Source organism: Stutzerimonas nitrititolerans (assembly GCF_003696285.1).
In the GTDB taxonomy this organism is placed as follows: Bacteria; Pseudomonadota; Gammaproteobacteria; order Pseudomonadales; family Pseudomonadaceae; genus Stutzerimonas; species Stutzerimonas nitrititolerans.
In genome coordinates this window covers 1-24,855 of sequence record NZ_RFFL01000022.1, presented here as the reverse complement: position 1 = coordinate 24,855, position 24,855 = coordinate 1, and the positions used below count along the sequence as shown (strand labels likewise).

The 24,855-nt window shown below is 62.6% G+C and carries 22 protein-coding genes; 10 read left to right on the top strand and 12 right to left on the bottom strand.

The window, feature by feature from the left end; all coding sequences use genetic code 11:
- The 7 genes from EA795_RS19825 to EA795_RS19795 all read right to left on the bottom strand — a co-directional run bounded on the left by EA795_RS19825 (position 1) and on the right by EA795_RS19795 (position 7,731).
- Positions 1–810, bottom strand: coding sequence for a helicase RepA family protein (locus tag EA795_RS19825; protein ID WP_122079082.1), 810 nt, complete (start codon positions 808–810; stop codon positions 1–3).
- Positions 811–813: 3 nt separating this feature from the next.
- Positions 814–1,044, bottom strand: coding sequence for a helix-turn-helix transcriptional regulator (locus EA795_RS19820; protein WP_122079081.1), 231 nt, complete (start codon positions 1,042–1,044; stop codon positions 814–816).
- Between the two features lie 296 nt (positions 1,045–1,340).
- Entirely contained in the window at positions 1,341–2,549 is a 1,209-nt protein-coding gene (locus tag EA795_RS19815) for a tyrosine-type recombinase/integrase (protein WP_122079079.1), read from the bottom strand.
- A gap of 305 nt (positions 2,550–2,854) precedes the next feature.
- Positions 2,855–4,435, bottom strand: a complete 1,581-nt coding sequence (gene guaA, locus EA795_RS19810; protein ID WP_122079078.1) for a glutamine-hydrolyzing GMP synthase — start codon at positions 4,433–4,435, stop codon at positions 2,855–2,857.
- A 117-nt stretch (positions 4,436–4,552) separates the two neighbouring features.
- Positions 4,553–6,022: an IMP dehydrogenase gene (gene guaB, locus EA795_RS19805; RefSeq protein ID WP_122079076.1), complete on the bottom strand. Its 1,470-nt coding sequence runs from the start codon at positions 6,020–6,022 to the stop codon at positions 4,553–4,555.
- 78 nt (positions 6,023–6,100) lie between these two features.
- Positions 6,101–6,679: a hypothetical protein gene (locus EA795_RS19800; RefSeq protein ID WP_014853457.1), complete on the bottom strand. Its 579-nt coding sequence runs from the start codon at positions 6,677–6,679 to the stop codon at positions 6,101–6,103.
- Positions 6,680–6,744: 65 nt separating this feature from the next.
- Entirely contained in the window at positions 6,745–7,731 is a 987-nt protein-coding gene (locus EA795_RS19795; RefSeq protein WP_122079088.1) for a diaminopimelate dehydrogenase, read from the bottom strand.
- 180 nt (positions 7,732–7,911) lie between these two features.
- Between EA795_RS19795 and xseA the strand changes: the two genes are divergently transcribed.
- From xseA to EA795_RS19775, 4 genes are all read left to right on the top strand, one after another.
- Complete coding sequence (gene xseA / locus EA795_RS19790; RefSeq protein ID WP_122079086.1) at positions 7,912–9,288, top strand: exodeoxyribonuclease VII large subunit; 1,377 nt, start codon at positions 7,912–7,914, stop codon at positions 9,286–9,288.
- A 102-nt stretch (positions 9,289–9,390) separates the two neighbouring features.
- The gene (locus EA795_RS19785; protein ID WP_122079075.1) at positions 9,391–10,215 is read left to right on the top strand and encodes a M23 family metallopeptidase; all 825 of its coding nucleotides are present in this window, start codon (positions 9,391–9,393) and stop codon (positions 10,213–10,215) included.
- A 26-nt stretch (positions 10,216–10,241) separates the two neighbouring features.
- On the top strand, positions 10,242–10,784 hold the full coding sequence (locus EA795_RS19780) for a hydrolase (protein ID WP_122079073.1): 543 nt from the start codon (positions 10,242–10,244) through the stop codon (positions 10,782–10,784).
- 109 nt (positions 10,785–10,893) lie between these two features.
- Positions 10,894–12,183 carry a mechanosensitive ion channel family protein gene (locus tag EA795_RS19775; protein WP_122079070.1) on the top strand — a complete coding sequence of 430 codons (1,290 nt, stop codon included), beginning with the start codon at positions 10,894–10,896 and terminating at the stop codon, positions 12,181–12,183.
- A 212-nt stretch (positions 12,184–12,395) separates the two neighbouring features.
- Here EA795_RS19775 and EA795_RS19770 read toward each other — a convergent pair whose 3' ends face one another.
- Together EA795_RS19770 and EA795_RS19765 are read right to left on the bottom strand one after the other, a co-directional pair.
- The gene (locus EA795_RS19770; RefSeq protein WP_122079069.1) at positions 12,396–14,603 is read right to left on the bottom strand and encodes a TonB-dependent copper receptor; all 2,208 of its coding nucleotides are present in this window, start codon (positions 14,601–14,603) and stop codon (positions 12,396–12,398) included.
- A gap of 53 nt (positions 14,604–14,656) precedes the next feature.
- Positions 14,657–15,007: a DUF2946 domain-containing protein gene (locus EA795_RS19765; protein ID WP_122079084.1), complete on the bottom strand. Its 351-nt coding sequence runs from the start codon at positions 15,005–15,007 to the stop codon at positions 14,657–14,659.
- Between the two features lie 316 nt (positions 15,008–15,323).
- On the opposite strand from EA795_RS19765, the gene leuA reads away from it, so the two are divergent.
- Positions 15,324–16,994: a 2-isopropylmalate synthase gene (gene leuA / locus EA795_RS19760; RefSeq protein WP_122079067.1), complete on the top strand. Its 1,671-nt coding sequence runs from the start codon at positions 15,324–15,326 to the stop codon at positions 16,992–16,994.
- 57 nt (positions 16,995–17,051) lie between these two features.
- Here the strand turns inward: leuA and EA795_RS19755 are convergent, their stop codons facing one another.
- Entirely contained in the window at positions 17,052–18,206 is a 1,155-nt protein-coding gene (locus EA795_RS19755) for a cytochrome P450 (protein WP_014853448.1), read from the bottom strand.
- A gap of 75 nt (positions 18,207–18,281) precedes the next feature.
- Here EA795_RS19755 and EA795_RS19750 point away from each other — a divergent pair, with 75 nt between their 5' ends.
- The 4 genes from EA795_RS19750 to EA795_RS19735 all read left to right on the top strand — a co-directional run bounded on the left by EA795_RS19750 (position 18,282) and on the right by EA795_RS19735 (position 21,792).
- The gene (locus tag EA795_RS19750) at positions 18,282–19,337 is read left to right on the top strand and encodes an NAD(P)-dependent alcohol dehydrogenase (RefSeq protein WP_058077431.1); all 1,056 of its coding nucleotides are present in this window, start codon (positions 18,282–18,284) and stop codon (positions 19,335–19,337) included.
- A 77-nt stretch (positions 19,338–19,414) separates the two neighbouring features.
- A complete protein-coding gene (locus tag EA795_RS19745) occupies positions 19,415–20,284 on the top strand; it encodes a carboxylate/amino acid/amine transporter (protein WP_058077432.1) in 870 nt (289 codons plus the stop codon).
- 83 nt (positions 20,285–20,367) lie between these two features.
- Positions 20,368–21,081, top strand: coding sequence for an endonuclease (locus EA795_RS19740; protein WP_122079065.1), 714 nt, complete (start codon positions 20,368–20,370; stop codon positions 21,079–21,081).
- A 72-nt stretch (positions 21,082–21,153) separates the two neighbouring features.
- Positions 21,154–21,792: a DUF2238 domain-containing protein gene (locus EA795_RS19735; RefSeq protein ID WP_122079063.1), complete on the top strand. Its 639-nt coding sequence runs from the start codon at positions 21,154–21,156 to the stop codon at positions 21,790–21,792.
- Between the two features lie 48 nt (positions 21,793–21,840).
- On the opposite strand, the gene EA795_RS19730 is transcribed toward EA795_RS19735, so the two are convergent.
- Complete coding sequence (locus EA795_RS19730) at positions 21,841–22,635, bottom strand: amidohydrolase (RefSeq protein ID WP_014853443.1); 795 nt, start codon at positions 22,633–22,635, stop codon at positions 21,841–21,843.
- Positions 22,623–23,771, bottom strand: coding sequence for a pyridoxal phosphate-dependent aminotransferase (locus tag EA795_RS19725; protein WP_014853442.1), 1,149 nt, complete (start codon positions 23,769–23,771; stop codon positions 22,623–22,625). The genes EA795_RS19730 and EA795_RS19725 overlap by 13 nt, the downstream gene beginning before the upstream one ends.
- Positions 23,772–23,964: 193 nt before the next feature.
- On the opposite strand from EA795_RS19725, the gene cysE reads away from it, so the two are divergent.
- Complete coding sequence (gene cysE, locus EA795_RS19720; protein ID WP_122079061.1) at positions 23,965–24,759, top strand: serine O-acetyltransferase; 795 nt, start codon at positions 23,965–23,967, stop codon at positions 24,757–24,759.
- Positions 24,760–24,855 lie beyond the last annotated feature (96 nt).

Genomic DNA, 24,855 nt, shown 5'->3' with positions numbered 1-24,855 from the left:
TCAAACCGTCCGTGGAAACGGGGTAGAACCCGGGGTGGCATCGTAGTTCTGTTTGCTCACACCGAAACGAACGAAGAGATTCTTGCGGTCGTTACCTATTGGCTGCAGATCATAGGCGCGGTCGCTGAGGCTCTTTGCCTGGTCCTGGCTCATCCTAGTGACGAATCCGCACCACCGAACATTATCGATAAGAGCGGAAGCGCCTCTCGCTGCCTGTTGCTGATCCGTCTGACCGTCGCGGGTGCTCCCTTTGCTGACATGGTGCAGATAGAGAACTGCTGCCCCGGTGCTAGCCGCGATATGCTCTAGCTTCGCGACAAGCCGTGCCATCTCACCGTTGCTGTTCTCGTCAAGCGTGTGGATACGGCTCAATGTATCCAGAACGATCAAACGAGCACCCTCACAAAGCTCAATCACCTCTGCACACTTCCTTCTGTTCATTACGTCCATCAGGTTTCCCATGATCGGCATGACTAGGAGGTTTGTTACTATCGCCGTCCGCGCTTCGGGGCTCAGATGTTTACCAATAGCGTGAATGCGCCCCACCAACGCCGGCTCTGGATCCTCTCCAGCGTAATAGATAACGCGACCAGCTTTCGCAGGAGCAAGGCCTACTAGGTCTCCACCGGAGACCCGACTTTCGACCGTTGCACCGCACGCGACGGACATCGCTGCTTCCATCGCCCAGAAGCTCTTACCCGTTGCGCCAGGAGCCACTAACGCACCGACTGTTCCGGCAAGGAAGCCTGGCCATATGAAGTCCAGCGTCGGCGGCTCGCTCTCGAACGCTGCCTGTAAGTCAATCGCCACAGCTCAGCCCTCCATCCCTGGGCGGGGTGCCGAGCCGGAATGAATACAGGTGTCAATCCATGCTTCGACCTCAGCCAGATTCCACACGACCTTTCGACTGCTAAGAGCAATACGGCGCGGAAACTTTCCTTGTTTCTCAAAGTTGTAAATCGTGCGTTCGCAAAGCGGGATCATGGCCAGCAATTGCTTCTTGCTGATTAGCACATTGTTCGTATTCCTCGCTTCCCTCTCCATACCGGAAACCTCGTCTATGTCTTCTTTCGAGGTCGGATTTTTGCCCTCTTTTTCCGGTAATTTCCAGCACCGTTTGGCTATTTTTCCCTTTACAGATCAGCAAGTTACTGTCCCGCAAACGTCTAATTCTCGGAAAACCTACTTATCCTATTTCCTTGTTTTTCATTTGTTTTTTCTCGATGAAACCGGAACAGTGAACTTGTCCGACAAACGTCAGTATCGGGACAAAAAATATTTACGCGTATAGGCTTTGGTACCGATAGAAATATTATTGGGGCTTAGTGCAAGGAGGGGTTTCAGCCATTAGTGGGGCGCTTTCGGAGTGTCCATTCATCAATCATGTCAGCCCAATCTTGCAGCATCGCCCTGCGCTGATCACGGTACTCAGCCTTGTTGTAAACGGCCCGTACACCTTTCTGCTCGTGTGCCAAGCATTTCTCGATCCAGTCAGTGTTGTATCCCGCCTCATGCAGCAACGTGCTGGCCGTGCGGCGCAAATCGTGCGGACCGAACTTGCCCAGCGATTGCCCCTCTTTCTGGGCTAAACGGTAGGTCAACGTCAGCACCTGATTGAGCGTTGCGCTGCTCATAGGCGCGTCGGAGTCATAGCGCGATGGAAGGACGTATTCCGAACCGCCTGCGAAGGTTTTCAGCGCTATGAAAATGTCCAGCGCCTGCCGGGAAAGAAACACCAAATGTGGATTGCGCCGCTTCATCCTCTCCTTGGGAATCGTCCAAAGCGCTTCACTGAAGTTAACCTCGCTCCACGTTGCATTGGTCAGCTCGCTCTTACGCACCATGGTCAGTAGCAGGAGTTTGGCCGCCGCTCGCACCGAAGAAGCCGTGCCGATACGCTCCATATATTGGTACATCAAGCCGATTTCGTCAGGCGTCAGCGCTCGATCACGCGGCTCGAATCTAGCTATCGTCGCAGGGCGCACCAAATCGGCCGGGTTCTCTACCTTCTGGCCACGTTCGATTGCCCAGCGGTATACCTGCAACACAATCTCCCGTGAATGCACTGCCGTGGCGGGTGCCCCACGCTCAACAATTGCGTCTGTGAGGGTTCTTAAGTCCTCGTGCGTAATTTCGACCAACTTTTGGTTGCCGAACCTAGGCTTCAGCTCGCGTTCGTAGACCGAACGACGCATATCGCGGGTGCTATCGGCCATCTGGTAACCGCGCAGCCACTTATCAGCCCAGGCGCCAAAGGTTTCTGCGTCCTTGATACGCGCCTTATCTCGCGCTTTTTCCTTCGCTGGAGACTTACCGGCGGCGATCAATTTCTTCGCCTCGCCCAGTCGTTCACGGGCTTCAGCCAAGCTTATTCCGCCGACACCATAACGTCCGAAAGTGATGGTCTCCTGCCTACCGTGAATCGAGTAGTTGTACCGGAACGAGATCGAACCAGCAGGCGTGACGGCTACATAGAGGCCGTCACGGTCGTTCACTTTGTAGAGCTTGTCCTTGGGCTTGAGGTGCCGCAGCTTGGTATCGGTCAGCATGGTTTCCAGAACTCTCCTGAAAAAATACCATGCTCAAAAAGCCAGCCTTTCTATACAGAAATTTCTTTAAAATCAGCAGCATATAGAAATTTAATACCATGACACTTGGGAAAGACGCAGCATGGTACTTGGCTTGAGCATGGCATTGGGCTCGATCAATGCCCACTACCATGCCATAGGAAATCGTTGCTTGGCGATGCAAAAAGCTGCCAGTGATTGCCAGACGCGGAAACCACAAAGCCCGCAATTACGCGGGCTTCAGGGCATTTTTTGCTAATCGGTGCCGGTTCGTTCCAGACGCCCGATCATTCCCACTCGATCGTCGCCGGCGGCTTGCTCGACACGTCGTAGGTCACGCGGGAGATGCCTTCGATCTCGTTGATGATGCGGTTGGAGACCTTTTCCAGCAGCTCGTAGGGCAGGTGCGCCCAGCGGGCGGTCATGAAGTCGATGGTTTCCACCGCGCGCAGGGCGACGACCCAGGCGTAGCGGCGACCGTCGCCGACCACACCCACGGATTTGACTGGCTGGAATACCACGAAGGCCTGGCTGGTCTTGTGGTACCAGTCGAAGTTGCGCAGCTCTTCGATGAAGATGTGGTCGGCGCGACGCAGCAGATCGGCGTATTCCTTCTTCACCTCGCCGAGGATGCGCACGCCCAGGCCCGGGCCCGGGAAGGGGTGGCGGTAGACCATGTCGTAAGGCAGGCCCAGCTCGAGGCCGATCTTGCGCACTTCGTCCTTGAACAGTTCGCGAAGCGGTTCGACCAGCTTGAGGTTCATTTCTTCCGGTAGGCCGCCGACGTTGTGGTGCGACTTGATCACGTGGGCCTTGCCGCTCTTGGCGCCGGCGGACTCGATCACGTCCGGGTAGATGGTGCCCTGGGCGAGGAATTGGATGTTGTCGAGCTTGCTGGCCTGGGCATCGAAGACGTCGATGAAGGTGCGGCCGATGATCTTGCGCTTCTTCTCCGGGTCGGCCTCGCCGGCGAGGTTCTCGAGGAACTGTGCTTCGGCGTCGGCGCGGATCACCTTGACGCCCATGTTCTCGGCGAACATCGCCATCACCTGGTCGCCTTCGTGCAGGCGCAGCAGGCCGTTGTCGACGAAGACGCAGGTCAGCTGGTCGCCGATGGCCTTGTGCAGCAATGCGGCGACCACCGAGGAATCCACACCACCGGAAAGGCCCAGCAGCACGTTGTCGCTGCCCACCTGGGCGCGGACCTGCTCGACCAGATCCTCGACGATGTTCGAGGGCGTCCACAGCGCCTCGCAACCGCAGATTTCCAGCAGGAAGCGCGACAGGATGCGACCGCCCTGCTTGGTATGGGTCACTTCCGGGTGGAACTGCACGCCGTAGTAGCGGCGGGCCTCGTCACCGATCGCGGCGATCGGGCAGCTGGGCGTGCTGGCGATGATGTGAAAGCCTTCCGCAAGCTCGGTGACCTTGTCGCCGTGGCTCATCCAGACGTCGAGGCCGAACACACCGTCGTCGTCCATGTGGTCCTCGATGCCGTCGAACAGCTTCGACTTGCCGACCAGGTCGACCCGCGCATAGCCGAATTCACGCACGTCCGAGCCCTGCACCTTGCCGCCCAGCTGCTCGGACATGGTCTGCATGCCATAGCAGATGCCGAACAGCGGCACGCCCAGATCGAACACCGCCTGCGGCGCGCGCGGGCTGCCTTCCTCGTGCACCGACTCGGGGCCGCCGGCAAGGATGATCCCGCGTGGGGCGAAGGCGCGGATGTCCTCGTCGCTCATGTCCCAGGGGTGCAGTTCGCAATAGACCCCAAGCTCGCGCACGCGGCGGGCGATCAGCTGGGTGTACTGGGAACCGAAGTCGAGGATCAGGATGCGGTGGGCGTGAATGTCGGGATGAGACATGGGGCTTTCCTTCGGAAAAAGCTTGAAGCTGAAAGCCAGAAGCTGGAAGCAGAGGCCCGAAGTCGCGACTTCAAGCTTCCAGCTTCCAGCTTCCAGCGCCTGTTAATCGAGGCTGGATCAACCGACCCGGTAGTTGGGCGCCTCTTTCGTGATCTGCACGTCATGCACATGGGACTCGGCCATGCCGGCGCCGGTGATGCGCACGAACTGCGGCTTGCTACGCATCTCGTCGACGGTGGCGCTGCCGGTGTAACCCATGGAGGCGCGCAGGCCGCCCATCAGTTGATGGATGATGGCCGCCAGAGTGCCCTTGTACGGCACGCGGCCTTCGATGCCTTCGGGTACCAGCTTCTCGGCGCCGGCGGAGGAATCCTGGAAGTAGCGGTCCGAGGAGCCCTGGGCCTGGGACATGGCGCCCAGCGAGCCCATGCCGCGGTAGGCCTTGTAGGAACGGCCCTGGAACAGTTCGATCTCGCCCGGCGCCTCTTCGGTACCGGCGAACATCGAGCCCATCATCACCGCGTTGGCGCCAGCGACGATGGCCTTGGACAGGTCGCCGGAGAAGCGGATGCCGCCATCGGCGATCATCGGCACGCCGGTGCCTTCCAGCGCGGCGGAAACGTTGGCGATGGCGGAAATCTGCGGCACGCCGACACCGGCGACGATGCGCGTGGTGCAGATCGAGCCCGGACCGATACCGACCTTGACCGCATCGGCGCCGGCCTTGACCAGATCCAGCGCGGCTTCGGCGGTGGCGATGTTGCCGCCGACCACCTGGACTTTCGGGAAGTTCTCCTTCACCCAGCGCACGCGATCGAGCACGCCCTTGGAATGGCCGTGCGCGGTGTCCACCACCACCACATCGACACCGGCAGCGGCCAGCGCCTCGACACGGTCGGCGGTGTCCGCACCGGTGCCCACGGCAGCGCCGACGCGCAGACGGCCCTGCTCGTCCTTGGAGGCCAGCGGGTAGCTCTTGGCCTTCTCGATGTCGCGGAAGGTCACCAGGCCGCGCAGGTGGAAGTTGCCATCGACCACCAGCATCTTCTCGATGCGGTGCTCGTAGAGCTTGGCCTTGATCTCTTCCAGCGGCGTGCCTTCCTGAACGGTGATCAGGCTTTCCTTGGGCGTCATGATCGCCGCAACGGTATCACCGGTATTGGGTGTGAAGCGCAGGTCGCGGCCGGTGACGATACCGACCAACTCCTTGCCGGACACCACCGGAAAGCCGGAGAAGCCCAGCTCGCGCGCCTTGCGCAGCAGCTCGCTGATCTTGGTCTCGGCCGTCACGGTCACCGGGTCATGGACAATGGCCGTCTCGTGCCGCTTGACCTTGCGCACCTCGGCAGCCTGCTGCTCGATGCTCATGTTCTTGTGGATGATGCCAATGCCGCCTTCCTGCGCCATGGCGATGGCCAGGCGGGCTTCGGTGACGGTGTCCATGGCTGCGGAAACCAGGGGGATGTTCAGCTCGATTTCGCGGGTCAGGCGGGTTTTCAGGCTGACATCCTTCGGCAGAACCTCGGAATATCCCGGGATCAGGAGAACATCATCGAACGTCAGGGCTTCTTGGCTGATACGCAGCATGGCGGGGGCTCCCAGGCGGGAAAAAGGAAGCGCGGCATTATACCCACCAGCACGCCCGCGCTCAACGCGCCGATGACCTTATCGTCGCGCCGGATCTTCTTGCAGGCGCACCCTCACCAAACGGATCGGAAAGCCCAGGCGCTCGCGAAACTCATCGAGAAAGGCGCGCAGGAAATACTCGCCCGGCCAGTTGTTGAAAATGAAGCCCAGATCGCTGAAGGCGCACGGCTGAGGAAAGATGAAGCCGTTGATGTCGTCCTCGAAGCCGCATTCGGGGCACTCGAAGTTATCGGTTTCGCCGGGCATCCAGGCTTCCAGATGCTCGAACAACGCCTCGCCGATCTCGCGGCGACATTGCGGGCAGCCGGCCTGCTTCTCGAAATCACGCTCGGGGGTGAAGATGCAGCGCTCGGTGACGATCTCCAGCCCCGTGCGCGGCTGGTCCAGCGGCAGGCTGACACCCGTCGGCAGGTCCAGCACCCTTTCCGCTCCCGGCGCCATGGCATGGCCGAGTGCGCCGGGGCGCATGCCGCAGGCGCTGAGCTGCGGCTCGACGATGCCGAGCCCGGTCAACCAGCGAAGGATCTTGCGGGCGCGAGCCTGCGAGCCAGGGTAGCTGGAGACCTGTGGAACGATGATGTACTGGCGGTCGCTCATGGAAAACTCTTAAGAAAGATGCAGGAACCGGCTTGCCGGCTCCTGCACGAAGGCAAGGCTCCGGCTTACAGCAGCTCGGCCCGCAGTTGCTCGGGCGACTTCGGCGACAGCAGCCCCGGCGCCACGTCGAAGGCCGTCTTCGCGCCGATCTGGCCCTGCTGGTTCAGCCGGTACGCCGCACGTGCATAGGCCACCAGCACGCTGGCGGTGAACTCGGGATTGCTCTCCAGCTGCAGCGAATACTCGATGACCTGTGCATGAGGCTCGCTGGTGTTGCCGCTGCGAATCACGAAACCGCCATGGGGCATGCGCTGATGATCACGGCGCAGCTCGTCTTCGCTGATGAAGTTGACGGTGGTGTCGTAGTCGGTGAAGTAGTTCGGCATGCCAACGATGGCCTGCTCCACCGTCGCCGCATCGGCACCTTCGGCCAGCACCACGAAGCATTCACGGGTGTGCTTCTCGCGCGTGCTCAGCTCGGGACGCGCACCGCTGCGCACGCGCTCGATCGCCTCGGGCGACGGCAGTGTGTACTGCACGCCCGCCTTCACCCCGGGAACCCGGCGCACGGCATCGGAATGACCCTGGCTCAATCCCTTGCCCCAGAAGGTGTAGGTCACGCCATCGGGCAGCAGCGCTTCGCCGTACAGCCGATTGATGGAGAACATGCCCGGGTCCCATCCGATGGAGATCAGCGCTGTCTTGCCGTTCGCCCGTGCCGGCTCGTCTACGGCGGCGAAGTATTCGGGAATCCGCGCATGGGTATCGAAGCTGTCCACGGTATTGAACATCGCCGCCAGTTGCGGCCCCTGCGCAGGCAGGTCGTCCTTGGAGCCGCCACAGAGAATCAGCACATCGATGGCCTGCTGGTGTTCGGCCAGCGCACCCATCGCGTACACCGACGTCCGTGGGCCGAGCGGTACGAGATCGGCCGGGGCACGGCGGGTGAAAATCCCCACCAGCGTCATGTCCGGGTTCTTCGCGATCGCCGCCTCGACGCCCCGCCCGAGGTTGCCGTAACCGGCGATGCCGATACGAATCTGCTTGCTCATGAAAAACAGCTCCCAATTCAATGCTGCACGGCAGCGCAAGGCTTGCGCCGCACCGTACATGTGTCACGCCGAAGAGCTCCGGCCACGTAAAAAGGGCGAATGGTACGGGGCTGCGCCAATTACTGCAGCCGTCCGGCGAGATTTTGCCGCACCCCTTCGCCAACGCTTATCATGCCGCCCATGCTCAACGATCCCTTCCAGCGCCTGAATCTCGACCGCGAGGTCCTCACCGTCAGCCAGCTCAACGGCCGCGCCCGGCTGTTGCTGGAAGACGTGTTCGCCCAGGTCTGGGTCGAAGGTGAAATCTCCAACCTCGCCCGCCCCGCCTCCGGCCACATCTATTTCACGCTCAAGGACAAGAACGCCCAGATACGCTGCGCACTGTTCCGCCAGAACGCCACCCGGGTGCGCCAGGCGCTGCGCGACGGCCTGGCCGTCAAGGTGCGAGGCAAGGTCTCGCTGTTCGAGGGGCGCGGCGATTACCAGCTGATTCTCGACTCGCTGGAGCCGGCCGGCGATGGCGCCTTGCGCCTGGCCTTCGAGGCGCTGAAGGAAAAGCTCGCCGCCGAGGGCCTGTTCGACGCCGCCAGCAAACGTACCCTGCCTGCCCATCCGCAGCGGATCGGCATCGTCAGCTCGCCGACTGGCGCGGTGATTCGCGACATCATCTCCGTGTTCCGCCGCCGAGCGCCCCATGTGGCGCTGACACTGGTGCCCACCGCCGTCCAGGGCTGCGAGGCGACGCCACAGATCGTGCGTGCCATCGAACTGGCCGATCGTGGCGGCTTCGATGCCCTGATCCTGGCGCGTGGCGGCGGTTCGCTGGAAGACCTCTGGTGCTTCAACGAAGAGGCCATCGCCCGTGCCGTAGCCGCCTGCCAGACGCCTATCGTCAGCGCCGTCGGCCACGAGACCGACGTATCCATCGCCGACTTCGTCGCCGATGTGCGCGCGCCCACACCTTCAGCGGCTGCAGAGTTGCTGGCGCCCAGCAGTACGGATGTTCGCCAGCGCCTGGCAAGCCTGCGCCAGCGCCTGCTGCTGCGCATGCGCGAACGCTTGCATCGTGAAGGCTCGCGCCTCGATGGCCTGACCCGCCGCCTGCGTCATCCCGGCGAGCGCCTGCAACAACAGGCGCAGCGCATCGACGATCTGGAACAACGCCTGTTGCGCGGTATCGACCGTCGTCTTTGCGCGGGCCAGGAGCGCCTGGCCCGACTCGACACCCGCCTGGGTGCGCAGCATCCGGGACGTACGCTGGCGATGCTGCGCCAGCGTCTGGAGCATCTGTCCCAACGCATGCCTCGCGCCATGCAGGAAACCCTGAAGAGCCGCCGCCAGCACTTGCAGGGGCTGGTTCAGACGCTCCATATCGTCAGTCCGCTGGCGACGCTGTCGCGCGGCTACAGCATTCTCCTGGACGACCGTGGACAGGCGATCCGCAACGCCAGCCAGACACACCCTGGCCAACGCTTGAAAGCGCGGCTCGGCGAAGGCGAACTGGATGTGCGGGTGGAAGACAACCATCTCGAACCGGTGACCCTGCCGTTGCTGTAAAAAACCCATCGTTCACCCGACGTCATCCTCCGTTACACCCACCCTTCCCCCCGAAGGCTGCTTTGCGCGACGATGAGCGCTCCTGACAAACGGAACGCCCGCATGCCGTACCTCCTGACGCTCTTCCTGGCACTGTGCCTGGCTCAATCCGCCCACGCCGAAGGCTTCATCACCCGCCTGCTGAACAAGCCGGTGCCGGGCGGCGTCGCCGTGGTCGATCTGGGCAACGGCCCCGCGGCGCCGCAGGTGCGCTACCAGGGCAAGCCGGCGTTGGTGATCCACGAGGACGGGCAGCGCTGGATCACCATCCTCGGTGTTCCGCTCACGGCCAAGCCCGGCGCACAACAGGTCGAGGTCGATGGCAGCCAGCGCAGCTTCCAGGTCGAGCCCCGCGAGTACCGTGCGCAGCACATCACTCTGAAGAACAAACGCCAGGTCAATCCGAACCCCGACGACCTCAAACGCATCGAGCGGGAACTGGCCGAGCAGACCGAAGCCTACCGACAATTCAGCCCCAACCAGCCCAGCAACCTGCTGTTCGACAAACCTGTCGACGGCCCGCTCTCGTCGCCTTTCGGCCTGCGCCGCTTTTTCAACGGCGAAGAACGCAACCCGCATTCGGGGTTGGATTTCGCCGCCAAGGCCGGCACACCGATCAAGGCGCCAGCGGCCGGCAAGGTGATCCTCACCGGCGACTATTTCTTCAATGGCAAGACGGTGTTCGTCGACCATGGCCAGGGGCTGATCAGCATGTTCTGTCACCTCTCGCAAATCGACGTGAAGGTCGGCGACCCGCTCGGTCGTGGCGAAATCCTCGGCAAGGTCGGCGCCACCGGTCGCGCCACCGGGCCGCACCTGCACTGGAATGTCAGCCTCAACGATGCGCGCGTCGATCCAGCGATCTTCATCGGCGCGTTCAAACCCTGAATCAAAACAAGAAAGGAGCTACCGACATGCGTATCAAGGCCACGGAATCCACCCTGCTGATCATCGACATCCAGGAGCGCCTGCTGCCAGCCATCCTCGACAGCGACAGCATGATCGAGCACGCAGCCTGGTTGCAGCAGATCGCGCGGCGGGTCAGCGTGCCTACGCTGCTCACCGAGCAGTACAGCAAGGGCCTGGGCCCGACCGCAGCCATCCTGCGCGAAGGTGTGGCGGCCGAGTCCATCCTGGAAAAGATGGAGTTTTCCTCCGCCGCAGACGGCGAGCTGTTCAAGCGCCCAGGCGGCGATCGCAAGCAGTTCGTGATCTGCGGCTGCGAAACCCATGTCTGCGTGATGCAGACCGTGCTCGACCTGCTGGCGCATGGCAGCCAGGTGTTCGTCGTCGAGGAGGCGGTCAGCTCGCGCCGCGCCTCGGACAAGGAACTGGCGTTGCAGCGCATGCGCCAGGCCGGTGCGCAGATCGTCTCGCGCGAGATGGTTGCCTTCGAATGGATGGAGCGCGCCGGTACCGAACTGTTCAAATCCATCAGCCGCGAATTCATTCGCTGAGCCGGACGGCAGCTCGTACCAGTCTCTGCCGGGACTGCACGGGTGGATTTTGTTAAGGTCCGCCTCCTTGCAGCACGTCCCGCTGTATCAAGTACTGACGGAGTATTGAATGACTGACGAGTTTGCCGGCTGGTTGGACTGGCTCAGAGCCCACCCTGAACTGCAGACACTGGTCGCCTGCGCCGCACTGATATTTGCCGCCTGGCTGTCGAATTGGATCGTCAAGCGCATCCTGGTGCGCGGGCTCTATGGCCTGTTGCGCCATGCGCGCGATGCCGAATTGCAGGATTTCGGCATCATCAAACGGCTGTCCAATATCGTCCCGGCACTGGTGCTGTCGGTCGGTATCAACGCCGTGCCGGGGCTTCCGGAGGCGGCAGTGACCGTGGTGCGCAACGTCTGTGGCGGATTTATCGTGCTGACCATCGCGCTCGCCCTGGGCGCGGTGATGGACATCATCAACCTGCTTTACCAGCGCCGCTCCGATGCCCATCTGCACCCGATCAAGGGCTACCTGCAGGTGGTCAAGATCGTGCTCTACGCCATCGCCACCATCCTGATTATTGCCACCCTGATCGACCGTTCGCCGCTGATCCTGCTTTCCGGCCTTGGCGCCATGGCGGCGGTGCTCATGTTGATTTTCCAGGACACCCTGCTGTCGCTGGTGGCCAGCGTGCAGATCACCTCCAACGACCTGATACGCGTCGGCGACTGGATCGAAATGCCGCAGCTGAACGCCGATGGCGACGTGATCGACATCGCCCTGCACACCGTCAAGGTGCAGAACTGGGACAAGACCATCACCAGCATCCCGACCAAGCGCTTCATTTCCGATTCATTCAAGAACTGGCGCGGCATGCAGGAAAGTGGTGGCCGCCGGATCAAGCGCAGCCTCTTTCTCGACCAACAAAGCGTGCACTTTCTCAGCGAAGAGGAATGCAAACACCTGCATCGTTTCAGCTTGCTGGAAGATTATCTGGCCGAGAAGCAGCGCGACATCGATACCTGGAATACCAGGCTGGCCGAGCGTGGGCAGGAGCCGGTGAATACTCGACGCATCACCAATATCGGTACCTTCCGCGCCTACGTCGAACGTTATGTACGCAGCCACCCGGGCATTCATCAGAACATGACATTTATCGTGCGTCAGATGGCACCCACGGCCGATGGGCTGCCGCTAGAGATCTACTGTTTCACCAACACCGTGAGCTGGGTACCGTACGAGGCGATTCAGTCGGACATTTTCGACCACCTGCTATCGATCCTTCCGGAATTCGGTCTGCGCGTATTTCAGCACCCGAGCGGCGCAGACATGCGAGGCTGGAGCGAGTCGCTGATGCAGCGTGGCGCGCCGGCGCTGCAGCAGCCGGAAGCGCATCCGGCCGAAGTGACAAGCTAACAGCTGTTTTTTATGAAGTGTTGCCAACGCCGGTAGTTTTCAACGACCTGCTAATCGTAGGTTGGCGCTGAGGCACGAAGCACATGGCTGGCCTTTGGCACTGCCCATTGCTTCATCCCTGATGCCAGCGCCGCGGGCTGCCCCTGCACCCCGCGCCTCAGCGCCAACCTACGTCCGGAGCGGGAATTGCTCCCGCCCCTGTCAGCGATGAATCAGAAGCTCATGTCGACCCGCGCCCACCAGGTGCGACCCGGTTCGTTGACTCGACTGGTAGGCTCGAGGCCGTAATCGGCGAAGCCGGCACTGCCGGCCAGATTGAGATGCTCGCTGTAGGCTTTGTCGAGCAGGTTGTCGACGCCCGCGCTGAGTTTGAAGTTCTTGTTCAGCCGGTAGGCGCCGTTGACCGCCAGCACGCCGAAGCCGGCGCTCTCGTCGAAGTCCTTGCCGACCACCGTGCCCTGATTCTCGGCGACCCGTCCCTGCGAGGCGACCACGCGCCAGAGGCCACTGGTGCTCCAGTTGTCACGCTCGTAGGTCAGGCCCAGACGCCCTTCCAGTGGCGGAATCTGCGGCATGGCGCGATCGTCGCTGCGATTCTTGCCCCAGGCGTAGGCCAGGCTCGCATCACCCTTCCAGTTGCTGGTGAAACGGTAGCTGGCGCCCATTTCAGCACCTGCGATGGTGGCGTCGATGTTGCTGACCTCGGCGCGAAGCATGCCGGGCATCACGCCGGGCACATAGCTGAACAGGATGTAGTCCTCGACCAAACCGGCATAGGCAGAAACCCAAGCCTCCAGCGGCCCCTTGGCGTATTGCAGGCCAACGTCCAGCTGCGTGGTCTTCTCCGGCCGCACCGAGTCGAACGGTTGCAGCGTGCCCACCGGGCCGGGATTGGAAACGAACAGCTCCCAGTAGTCGGGGAAGCGCTCGGCGTGGCCGAGACCGGCATACCAGGTCGCGGGCAGGCTGACGAGTTCCTCCTCATAGCGCAGGAAGCCGCTGTAGAGCGTGTCGCGACGGGTTTCGCCGGCGGTAGGGTTGTCCCAATCCTGACTGATTGGCATGCCCATCGGGTTCTTGAGCGTCGGATGATGGCTGTTGAAATACTCTCGCTCATCGGTCGCTTCGTGCAGATCCAGGCGCAGGCCGCTGATCAACTTCTCGCGCTCGCTGAGCTGCCAGGTCAATTCGCCAAAGACGCCGTAGCTATGCAGCATCGCGTCCGGCACCCAGGGCAAGGCGTCACTGCCGGCCGCGGCGACCATCTGATTCACGTGCAGGTCTGGATTCATCACCTTGCGATGCTCGCTGCGCTGCGCGTCGACGCCGGCCTTGAGTTCGACATCGGTCCACTGCCATGTGCCGACCAGGCGCCCCCCGAGAGTGCGGCGATCAACACGCGACAGTGTCGGCATTTTCATCATCGAGGTCGGCACGAAATCGCGCAGGCTGTAGTTGTCCATGATGTGATCGGCGTAGTTGTAGTAAACCTGCGCCTCCAACCCATAGAACGTCTCGCCGATATTGCTCTTCTCGAAGCGCAGCCCCAGGCTTTCGCGCTGAAACTGGCTGCCATCCATGCCGCGCCCGGCATAGCGTGCGTAGCCATCGCCGCGGCCAGCGGTCAGCTCGATCAGCGTGTCTTCATCGGGCGTCCAGCCCAGTGCCACATCGGCGTTCCACTTGTCGTAGCGCGACGGCACGGTATCACCGTTGCCATCGGCGTAATCATCCGCCTGGGAGCTGTTGGCCATCAGCCGTGCATAGCCCTGACTGTTGCCGGCGGCGGCGTCCAGATTACGGTCGAAGCGACCGTTGGAGGCGGTCAGCAGACTGCCATTGATGCGGTAGTCCGGCTCGCTGAACTGCTCCGGCTCGCGCTCGAAGAGCACGGTGGCGGCCGATGCACCGGCCCCCCAGAGCACGGTCTGCGGGCCCTTGATGACGGTCAGCTTGTCGAAGGTATCCGGGCTGATATAGGAGCTAGGCGAATCCATGCGGTTCGGGCAGGCGCCGAGCATTTCACCGCCATTGGACAGCAGTTTCAGGCGTGAACCGAACATGCCGCGGAACACCGGATCGCCGTTGACACCGCCGTTACGCACAGCGGAAAAACCGGGAATGGTCTTCAGGTAGTCGGCGCCGTCGCTGGCCGGCATCGGCTGGCGCGGGATCTTCGGGTCGGTAACGACCGTCAGCGGGGATTGCTGGCCAACTCCGGTAATTACCATCGGCGCGAGCTCGACCGCGGCAGCATGCTCGTCGTGACCGGTGTGATCTGCCTCGGCAGCCAGCGCACCGCTGGCGAGCAGACCCAGCAAGGTCGCATGGGCGAACTGCCAACGCAGACGGGAGGGTTGAATCGAAAAACGCTCGGACAGGCGCACACGCGCCCCACAGCCACGAGTAATACTGGACATAGGAATTTCCACTTCTGCATTTGATGAAACCGCTACGAGGCGGCTGATGAATGTCAGCTGTGGAAATACGGCGGCGCGCGTGGATAGCCGCTGCTACGGCGCGGAACCGACGGTAGCGGCCGCTCGGGAAGCGGTTGGAAGTGATCCGGCTGATGGTGAGGCAGAACCAGATCGACGGAAAGCGCGAGCGGCGGATTGACCGTCAGCAGCTCGCAATAGCCGCAGAGATCCAGTGCTGCCAGCCAACCAGGTTCCGCTGAGGAACTCTGCTGGTGATGCCCATGGGCCGAGCCAGGCTGTGCATGCTCGGCGTGGGATTCGGTTGCTTCGCCCAGCTGAACCGCCGAAAACAACGGGCCGACATGAATCATCAGCATGGCGAACAGGCCAAGCCAGATACTGATTGTCGATAGCCGTTTGCGTGTCACCGGCGAGTCCTTGGTAAACAGCGACTTACCCTTCGTGGGAATGGCTGGATGATCGCACGCGCGCGGCAGCCAGCCGCTGCGACATGAGGCCGCAATATTTATCGCAAGCAAGCGCACCTTTTCAATCATTCTTCAGCATAAAAAACCACTGATCACCGACTCGAAGACCGTCTCTGCCAAATTTTCTCAAGCGCTTGCACGAAACACCCGCCCAGGAATAACTTCGCACCACAAATCTTCTGAAACACCGGCGCCGAAGCACAGCCGCCGCGAGAGCCTTCAAGGAAACGCCATGACCATGCTCAAAAACCCATCGCAAAAATATCGCGCCTTTCCTGTAATCGATATCCCGGATCGCACCTGGCCTTCGAAAACCATCACCCAAGCGCCGATCTGGCTGAGCTCCGACCTGCGCGACGGCAACCAGTCGCTGATCGAGCCGATGGACGCGGCGAAGAAGATGCGTTTCTTCAAGACCCTGGTCGCGGTGGGTGTCAAGGAAATCGAGGTGGGCTTTCCCTCGGCCTCGCAAACCGATTTCGACTTCGTCCGCGAACTGATCGAAGGCAAGCACATTCCCGATGACGTCACCATCCAGGTGCTGACCCAGGCCCGCGAGGACCTGATCACCCGCACCTTCGAGTCGCTCAAGGGCGCCAAGCGGGCCATCGTCCATTACTACAACGCCACCGCACCGAGCTTCCGTCGCATCGTCTTCAACCAGGACAAGGCCGGCGTGGTGAACATCGCGGTCAACGCGGCGCAGGTCATCAAACGCCTGGCTGACGCGGCACCGGAAACCGCCTGGCGCTTCGAGTACTCGCCGGAGGTGTTCAGCTCCACCGAGACCGATTTCGCCGTCGAGGTATGCAACGCGGTGATCGAGGTGTTCCAGCCGACGCCTGCGCAGAAGCTGATCCTCAACCTGCCAGCCACCATCGAGGCGGCCACGCCGAACATCTATGCCGACCAGATCGAGTGGTTCGGCCGCCATATCAACAAGCGTGACAGCGTGCTGATCAGCCTGCACACCCACAACGACCGCGGCACCGGCGTAGCTGCCACCGAGCTGGGCCTGATGGCCGGCGCCGATCGTGTCGAGGGCTGCCTGTTCGGCAACGGCGAGCGCACCGGCAACGTCGACCTGGTGACCGTGGCGCTGAACATGTACACCCAGGGCGTCGATCCGCAACTGGACTTCTCCGACATCGACGCCGTGCGCAAGGTGGTCGAGGAATGCAACCAGTTGCCGGTGCATCCGCGCCATCCCTACGTCGGCGATCTGGTGCACACCGCCTTCTCCGGCTCGCACCAGGATGCGATCCGCAAGGGCTTCGCCCAGCAGGATCCGAACGGCCTCTGGGAAGTGCCCTACCTGCCGATCGACCCGGCGGACATCGGTCGCAGCTACGAAGCGGTGATCCGCGTCAACAGCCAGTCCGGCAAGGGCGGCATCACCTACCTGCTCGAGCAGGAATATGGCATCAGCCTGCCGCGCCGCATGCAGATCGAGTTCAGCCAGGTGGTGCAGCAGGAAACCGACCGCCTCGGCCTGGAAATGAGCGCCGCCCAGATCTACGCGTTGCTGGAAGCCGAATATCTGCAGGCGACCGCACCCTACGCGCTCAAGAGCCATCGCCTGCAGGAGGAGAACGGCACCAGCGCGCTGGAGGTGGAAGTCAGCAACGACGGCGAAACCCTGAACCTGCGCGGTATCGGCAAGGGCCCGCTGGAGGCGCTGGTGGCGTCGCTGCCGGTCAAGCTGGAAATCATGGATTACCACGAGCACGCCATCGGCGCCGGCAGCAATGCCAAGGCCGCGGCCTATATCGAGGTGCGCCTGGACGGTGAGCGGCCGCTGCACGGTATCGGCATCAACGAGAACATCACCACCGCCAGCATCCGCGCCCTGTTCAGCGCACTGAACCGCGCGGTACGCATGGCTGAGGCGAAGGCAGCCTGAGCCGACCGGCGAGTTCCTGGCGGGCTCGCCACATCAAACTCCTCGCGAAAGTCAGAATCAGCCGATACGCAACGGCAGCTCGCTGAAGCCGCCGGCCGGGTAGCACGCCCGGACCGGTGGTTGATCGGGCACCAGGGCGATATGGAGCGTCTGCCTCAGCAGCTCCTCCATCACCACACGTAACTCCAGGCGCGCCAGCGGTGCGCCTGGACAGACGTGAATGCCCGCGCCATAGAGCAGATTCAACGAGGGGTCGCGATCCAGGCGAAACGCATCGGGATCGTCGAATACATCCTCGTCGCGATTGGCCGAAGCCCAGAGCAAGGTCAAGCGTTCCCCCGCCTCGATCCGGCGACCACCAAGTTCCACCGCACGGGTGGTGATCCGGCGGTTGGCGATCAGAGGCGCGTCGATACGCAGGATCTCGTCGATGGCCGCCGGCAGCAGCGACAGATCCTGGCGCAGCTGTCGCTGCAGTTCCGGCCGCGCAGCCAGATAATGCGTGACGATGCCGACACTAGCGGCGATGGTTCCCAGCTCGCCCACCGTCCAGTTGCGCAGGATGCTGACGATCTCCTCGTCGCTCAGGGGGCGTCCCTCGATCCGCTCGGCGAGCAGGCGATCTGTGGGATCGTCACCGGCCAGATGATCCTCGGCGCGGCGCGCCTCGAGAATGCCGCGAATGTAGCCGTCGAACTCGAGTGCAACCTCGGCTTTCGCGGCGTGGGCACCTGCCAGGGTCGCCCTGTGATTCTTGCGGGTCCACTGGCGCAAGGGTTCATGCAGGTCGCCCGGCCACCCCATGAACGCACACTGGATACGCAGCGCGAAATCCTGGGCAAAGCCGTCGATCAGCTCGACGTCACCGGCCTTTGGCAGCGCGGCGGCCAACTCGCTGGCGATCGCACGGCAGAGAGGCTCGAACGCCTGCATGCGCGGGGGCGCGAAGTACGGCTCGATCAGCCGGCGAAACAAGCCGTGTTCTGGCGGGTCCATTCCGTTGGGCACCGAGGGATAACTGGATACCGCGCTGCTGAAGGTTTCGTGGTCCAGCAATACCTGCATGACGTCGGCATGGCGCAGCAAGGACCATTGCAGGTAGTCGCTGTACGCCACGGGACAACGTGCCCGTAGCGCATCATAGGCGGCGATCTGGTCAGCCAGTGCATCAGCGGATCGTGGATCCCAATCCGACTTCGGTTCTTCGCTCATGTGATTCCCTCGTTGACTGGACTGCCGAATCCGACAACCCTTTGCCCTCACTGCTTCCCCCACGGAGACACGAACATGATAGATGCCCAGGGCTATGCCGCCCTTGATCCCACGACGCCCCTCGCTCCGTTCAGCTTTCAACGCCGCGCGCTGGGCGAGCGTGACGTCCAGATCGAAATTCTCTACTGCGGTGTCTGCCACTCCGACCTGCACACCGCCCGCAACGAGTGGAACAACACCCTTTATCCATCCGTTCCCGGCCACGAGATCGTCGGTCGCGTCGTGGCCGTCGGCTCGGCGGTCAGCGGCTTCAAGGTCGATGACATCGCCGGCGTCGGTTGCCTGGTCGACAGCTGCCGCAATTGCCCCTCCTGTGGCGAGGGCCTGGAGCAGTACTGCGAGAACGGTTTCATCGGCACCTACAACGGCTCGGCGTTCGGCGGCAGCGAGAACACCCTCGGCGGCTATTCGGACACCATAGTGGTGGACGAGAAATATGTGCTGCGCATCAGTCATACCGACAACCTGGCCGCCGTCGCGCCGCTGCTCTGCGCCGGCATCACCACCTATTCGCCGCTGCGCCAGTGGAAGGTCGGCCCGGGCCAGAAGGTCGGCGTGGTCGGCCTCGGCGGGCTGGGCCACATGGCGGTGAAGATCGCCAACGCCATGGGCGCCAAGGTCGTGCTGTTCACCACATCACCGGACAAGAAGGACGACGCGCTCCGCCTGGGAGCCTCCGAGGTGGTGATCTCGAAGAACAGGGCCGAAATGGCCTCGCACGCCAACAGCTTCGATTTCATTCTCAACACCGTGGCCGCACCACACGACCTGGATGCCTTCGTCAATCTGCTCAAGCGCGACGCCACCATGACCCTGGTCGGCGCGCCGGCCTCGCCGCACCCTTCGCCCAGCGTGTTCGGGTTGATCTTCAAGCGCCGGCGCATTGCCGGCTCGCTGATCGGCGGTATCGCCGAGACGCAGGAGATGCTCGACTTCTGTGCCGAGCACAGCATCGTCGCGGACATCGAGATGATCCGCATGGACGAGATCAACCAGGCTTACGAGCGAATGCTCAAGAGCGATGTGAAATACCGTTTCGTGATCGACATGGCGACCCTGAAGTCGGCGTGAGCAGAATGGCCGTGTTCTGAGCCTTTCTTCTTCTCGATCAACCCGTTAAGGTCGCCGGCCTTCGTCGAGGAGCCGGCATGCCTTACCTGATTTTCGTCACCCTGCTCTGGGCCCTGTCCTTCAACCTGATCGGCGTCTATCTGGCCGGGGCGGTGGACAGTTATTTCGCCGTGCTCACCCGTGTCGTCCTGGCCGGCCTGATCTTTCTGCCGATGACCCGCTGGCGCGGCGTGGCGCCGGGATTCATCGCCGGAGTGACGCTGGTCGGCATGCTGCAGTTCGGCGTCACTTACCTGTGCCTGTACCTGAGTTTCAATGTGCTGACGGTGGCCGAAGTGCTGCTGTTCACGGTGCTGACGCCGCTCCATGTGGCACTGATCGACGACGCGCTGAACCGGCGCTTCAATCCCTGGGCGTTTCTCGCGGCCACGGTGGCCGTATTCGGCGCGGGGCTGATCCGCTATGACGACCTCAGCGGCGACTTCCTCGGTGGCTTCCTGCTGCTGCAACTGGCTAACTTCACCTTCGCCGCCGGCCAAGTCGGCTACAAGCATCTCGCTGCACACTACCCATCGCAGATCCCGCTGCACCGCCGCTTCGGCTATTTCTTCCTGGGCGCCCTGCTGGTGGTATTGCCGGCCTGGCTGATACTGGGCGATCCCGAACGGCTGCCGACGACGCCCACCCAATGGGGTGTGCTGCTGTGGATGGGCGTGCTGGCCACGGCGCTCGGCCAGTTCTGCTGGAACAAGGGCGCGACCCTGGTCGACGCCGGCACGCTGGCGGTGATGAACAACCTGTCGGTGCCCGTCGGGCTGGTCATCAACCTGCTGGTCTGGGGCAGCGAAACCCGGCTCGACCTGCTGGCGATCGGTGGCGCGCTCATTCTTGCCTCGCTGTGGATCAACCGGGCTGGCGCACTCAGGAAAAGCCGCCTAACACACTGATTTCTAATGATTCTCTCAGAGCCAGCGGCTAATATGTCGGCCCTTCGCATGGATGCGCCTCTCAGTTCGTCGTCGAGATGCCCATGCCCCAGCTTGCCCTGCTTCTGCTGCTGTTCCTGCCTTTCGCCTCGGCCCAGGCCGATGCGCCACGTACCTTTCGCGAAGCCAAGAAGATCGCCTGGACGATCTATGCCGAACGCCCGGTGGATTTCTATTGCGGCTGCGCCTTCGAAGGCAATCGGATCGACCTTGCCAGCTGCGGCTACATTCCACGCAAGCAACCCAAACGCGCCGCACGCGTCGAGTGGGAACACATAGTCCCGGCCTGGGTGATCGGCCATCAGCGCCAGTGCTGGCAACAGGGCGGGCGCAAGCAGTGCACCTCGAAGGACCCCGTCTTCAGCAAGGCCGAAGCCGACCTGCACAACCTGGTGCCGGTGGTCGGCGAGGTCAATGGCGACCGCAGCAACTACGGCTTCGGCATGCTCAGCGAAAAGCCCAGCCAGTACGGCGCCTGTCCCTTCGTGGTGAACTTCAAGCAACGCACGGCGATGCCGCCGGAATACAGCCGCGGCGCCATTGCCCGCACCTACCTGTACATGAGCGAGCGCTACGACCTGCGCCTGTCCAGGCAGGACAAACGCCTCTACGAAATCTGGAACCGCCAGTACCCGATCAGCGAATGGGAACACTGGCGCAACCGGCGTATCGCCTGCGTACAGGGCAATGCCAATCCCCATGTCGGCGCGGTCGATCCGCGAAGCTGCGGTCCGCGCAAATCGCTGGCCAGCCGCTGAGGCCTTGGGCTGTTGCGATCATTGTGGCCGCCCGGCATGCTGGCGCCCGGGCAGCCTCGAAGCAGGGATGACATGCAGCAGAACGTTTTTTATACGGTACTCGGGCTGACGGTGCTGCTGGCGCTGATCGTCTCGGGCATCGCCCCCTACGATCATGCGACCTGGCTGCTCGAGGTCTCGCCGGTACTGCTCGCGGCGCCCGTTCTGTTGCTGAGCTATCGACGCTTTCCACTCACCCGGTTGCTCTACCTGCTGATCGCCTTCCATGCGCTGGTGCTGATCCTCGGTGGCGCCTACACCTATGCGCGCGTGCCGCTGGGCTTCTGGGTACAGGATGTGTTCGACCTTCAGCGCAATCCCTACGACAAGCTCGGGCATCTGATGCAGGGCCTGGTTCCGGCTCTGCTGGCGAGGGAAATCCTGGTCCGGCTCAGGTTTCTCGGCCCGGGCGCCATGCTCGGTTTTCTTTCGCTGTGCGTAGCGCTGGCGTTCAGCGCCTTCTACGAAATGATCGAATGGTGGGTCGCGCTGATCGCCGGGCAAGGCGCGGAAGAATTCCTTGGCACCCAGGGTGATCCCTGGGATACGCAATCGGACATGCTCATGGCCTTGCTCGGCGCAGGCGTTTCGGTCATCGGTCTTGCGCGCATCCAGGATCGACAGATCGCGGCGCTGACAGATCGTGGCAAGAGGCAAGCAGACGGGACGTAGGCTGGAACGCTTCGCGATTTTCCAGCCTGCGCAATGCTCGTGACGAATTCAGACCTTCAACTCGAAGTCGTCGCCGTCACGGTAGGCCGGAAAACGCTCGCGAAACGCCGCGAGATCCGCGGCACGCAGGGTACAACGGAACACGCCGGCGCCGGCGCCGGCCTCCAGCAGCGGATCGCCGAGGAAATCCAGTACCTGGCTGTCGCCGCTGTAGGGGTAACCCTTGCCGTCCTCGCCGACGCGGTTCACGCCGGCGACGAAACACAGGTTCTCGATGGCGCGTGCCGGTAACAGCCGGTTCCAGGCCTTGCGCCGGGCAGCCGGCCAGTTCGCGGTGTAGAACAGCAGATCGGTGCCGTGCGCGTCGCGGCTCCACACCGGAAAACGCAGGTCGTAGCAGATCAGCGGTCGCACCCGCCAGCCATTCAGCTCGAACAGGGCCTGCCGCTCGCCCGGCGTGTAATGCTCGTGCTCGCCGGCCATGCGAAACAGGTGGCGCTTGTCGTAATGCATGATTTCGCCGTCCGGCCGGGCCCAGAGCAAGCGGTTGCGGTGGCTGCCGTCGGCCGCCTCGATGATCACGCTGGCGGTGACCACGGCATTCAGCCGCGCGGCCTGTTCACGCATCCAACCGTAGGTCGGGCCCTCCTCCGGCTCGGCCAGCTCCGCCGAGTTCATGGAAAAGCCGGTGGTGAACATCTCCGGCAGGATGACCAGATCGGCGCCGCGCGCCTGCTCCAGCAGCTCGGCGAAATGCGCGCGGTTGGCCGCGGCATCCTGCCATATCAGGCTGGTCTGGATCAGGGCCAGTTCGAGGTCGGGCAGCATGGTCAGATCGCGCATAGTCTTTCCGCTGCCTGGCGCAGCGTCTCCTCCTGTTTGGCGAAGCAGAAACGCACCAGCCGCAGGTTCGCGGGCGGCGACTGGTAGAACACCGAAATGGGAATGCTCGCCACGCCGTGCTCGCGGGTCAGCCATCGGGCCATGGCCACGTCATCCAGATCGGGACGGATCGCCGAATAATCGGCCAGCTGAAAATAGGTGCCTGCCGTGCGGGTAAAGCCGAACCGCGAGCCTGAGAGCAGATCGCAGAACAGATCGCGCTTGGCCTGGTAGAAGGCCGGCAACTCGCGAACATGCTCCGGATGCGCCGCCATGAACTCCGCCAGCGCCCATTGCAGCGGGGTCACGCCGGTAAAGCTGACGTACTGGTGTACCTTGCGCAGCTCGGCCGTCAGGTTCGGCGGCGCCACCACATAGCCGGTCTTCCAGCCGGTGACGTGGTAGGTCTTGCCGAACGAACTGATCACGAAGGCTCGCTGATACAGCTCCTCGTGGCGCAGGACGCTGGCATGTTCGCGCCCGTCGAACACCAGGTGTTCGTAGACTTCGTCGCTGAGAAGATAGATGTCACGCTCGCGAACCAGAGCGGCAAGGCGCTCCAGATCCGCGCCATCGATCAGGGCGCCGCTGGGATTGTGCGGCGTATTGAGGACGATCATCCGTGTACGCGGGGTGATCGCATCGGCCAGCTTCTGCCAGTCGATGGAGAAATCCGGCAGGCTCAGCGATTGGTGGATGCAGACCCCACCGGCAAGCTCCACCGCCGGCTCGTAGCTGTCGTAGCAGGGATCGAAGACAATCACCTCGTCACCGGCACGCACCACCGCATGGATGGCGCAGAAGATCGCCTGGGTCGCGCCCGGCGTGATGGTAATTTCACTGTCCGCGCTCACCTCCCGGCCATACAGCGACCGGACCTTGACTGCCACTTGCTCGCGCAGCGCCGGCAGCCCGGCCATGGGCGCGTACTGGTTACGCCCGTCCATGACCGCCCGCGTCACGGCTTCACGCAGCGCCTGCGGCCCATCGAAATCCGGAAAGCCCTGGGAAAGATTGATCGCACCCACCTCGGCAGCGAGCTGGGACATGGTGGTGAAGATGGTGGTGCCGACATTGGGTAATTTGCTGATGAGCATGACAGCCTTCCGACAGGCCTGCCGGGCGGGGATGCGGCAGGGACAAGCAGGATAGCCGATCACCGCAGCCCGATACGAGCGTCCGGGAGAGGCGCATCCCTTCCCGAAAGCGATGAAAAACTGGCGGCTGATACGGTTGTATCGATAAGCCCCTGGCCTTTACCCTGCGCCCAATCTCCATAAGGATTTCGCCATGTCAATGCATACCGCCAGCGCCTCATGGAGCGCCCTGCGCAGCCAGACGGAACGGGCTATGGATAGCGAACCGACGCTGGCCGCCGTCTTCCGGCAAGCCATCATCGAACAGCCGAATTTCGGTTGCGCCCTCGCCCATCGAGTCGGCCGCACCCTGGCGGACACCCCCGAGCAACAGCAGGCGCTGGCCGAGCGCTTCGCCGGCATTCACCGCCAGGCCCCGGAGCTGACCGATTCGGCCTGGCGCGACCTGCAGGCGATCGTCAGTCGCGACCCGGCGTTCGACACAGCGCTGGAAGTGTTCCTGTTCTCCAAGGGGTTCCTTGCGCTGCAGGCATACCGTATCGGCCATCATCTGCATGGCCAAGGCGAACGCCTGTTGGCGATGTTCATCCAGGCGCGCTGCAACGAACGCCTGGCCATCGATATCAACCCCGCCAGCCGGATCGGCAGCGGCATCATGCTCGACCATGGCACGGGCATCGTCATCGGCGAAACGGCGGTCGTAGGTGATGATGTGTCCATCCTGCAGGGCGTGACGCTGGGCGGCACCGGCAAGGAAGGCGGCGATCGTCACCCCAAGGTGCGCAGCGGGGTGATGATCGGCGCAGGCGCGAAGATCCTCGGCAATATCGAGATCGGTGAAGGCGCGAAGGTTGGTGCGGGAAGCATCGTGTTGCATCCGGTTCAGCCGCATACGACGGTTGTGGGTAACCCAGCGCGGCAGGTCGGCAAGCCGAAGCACGCCCGACCGGCGCTGGATATGGATCAGTCATTCGATGAGCAAGGCTGAGGGTCTGTTCGAGACAGCTGCGTTAAAGCGGCACATCACGTGTTTGAGGAGAAGCGAGGGTTAAGACCGGACTGGCAATATTGGATGTTGCGGCAG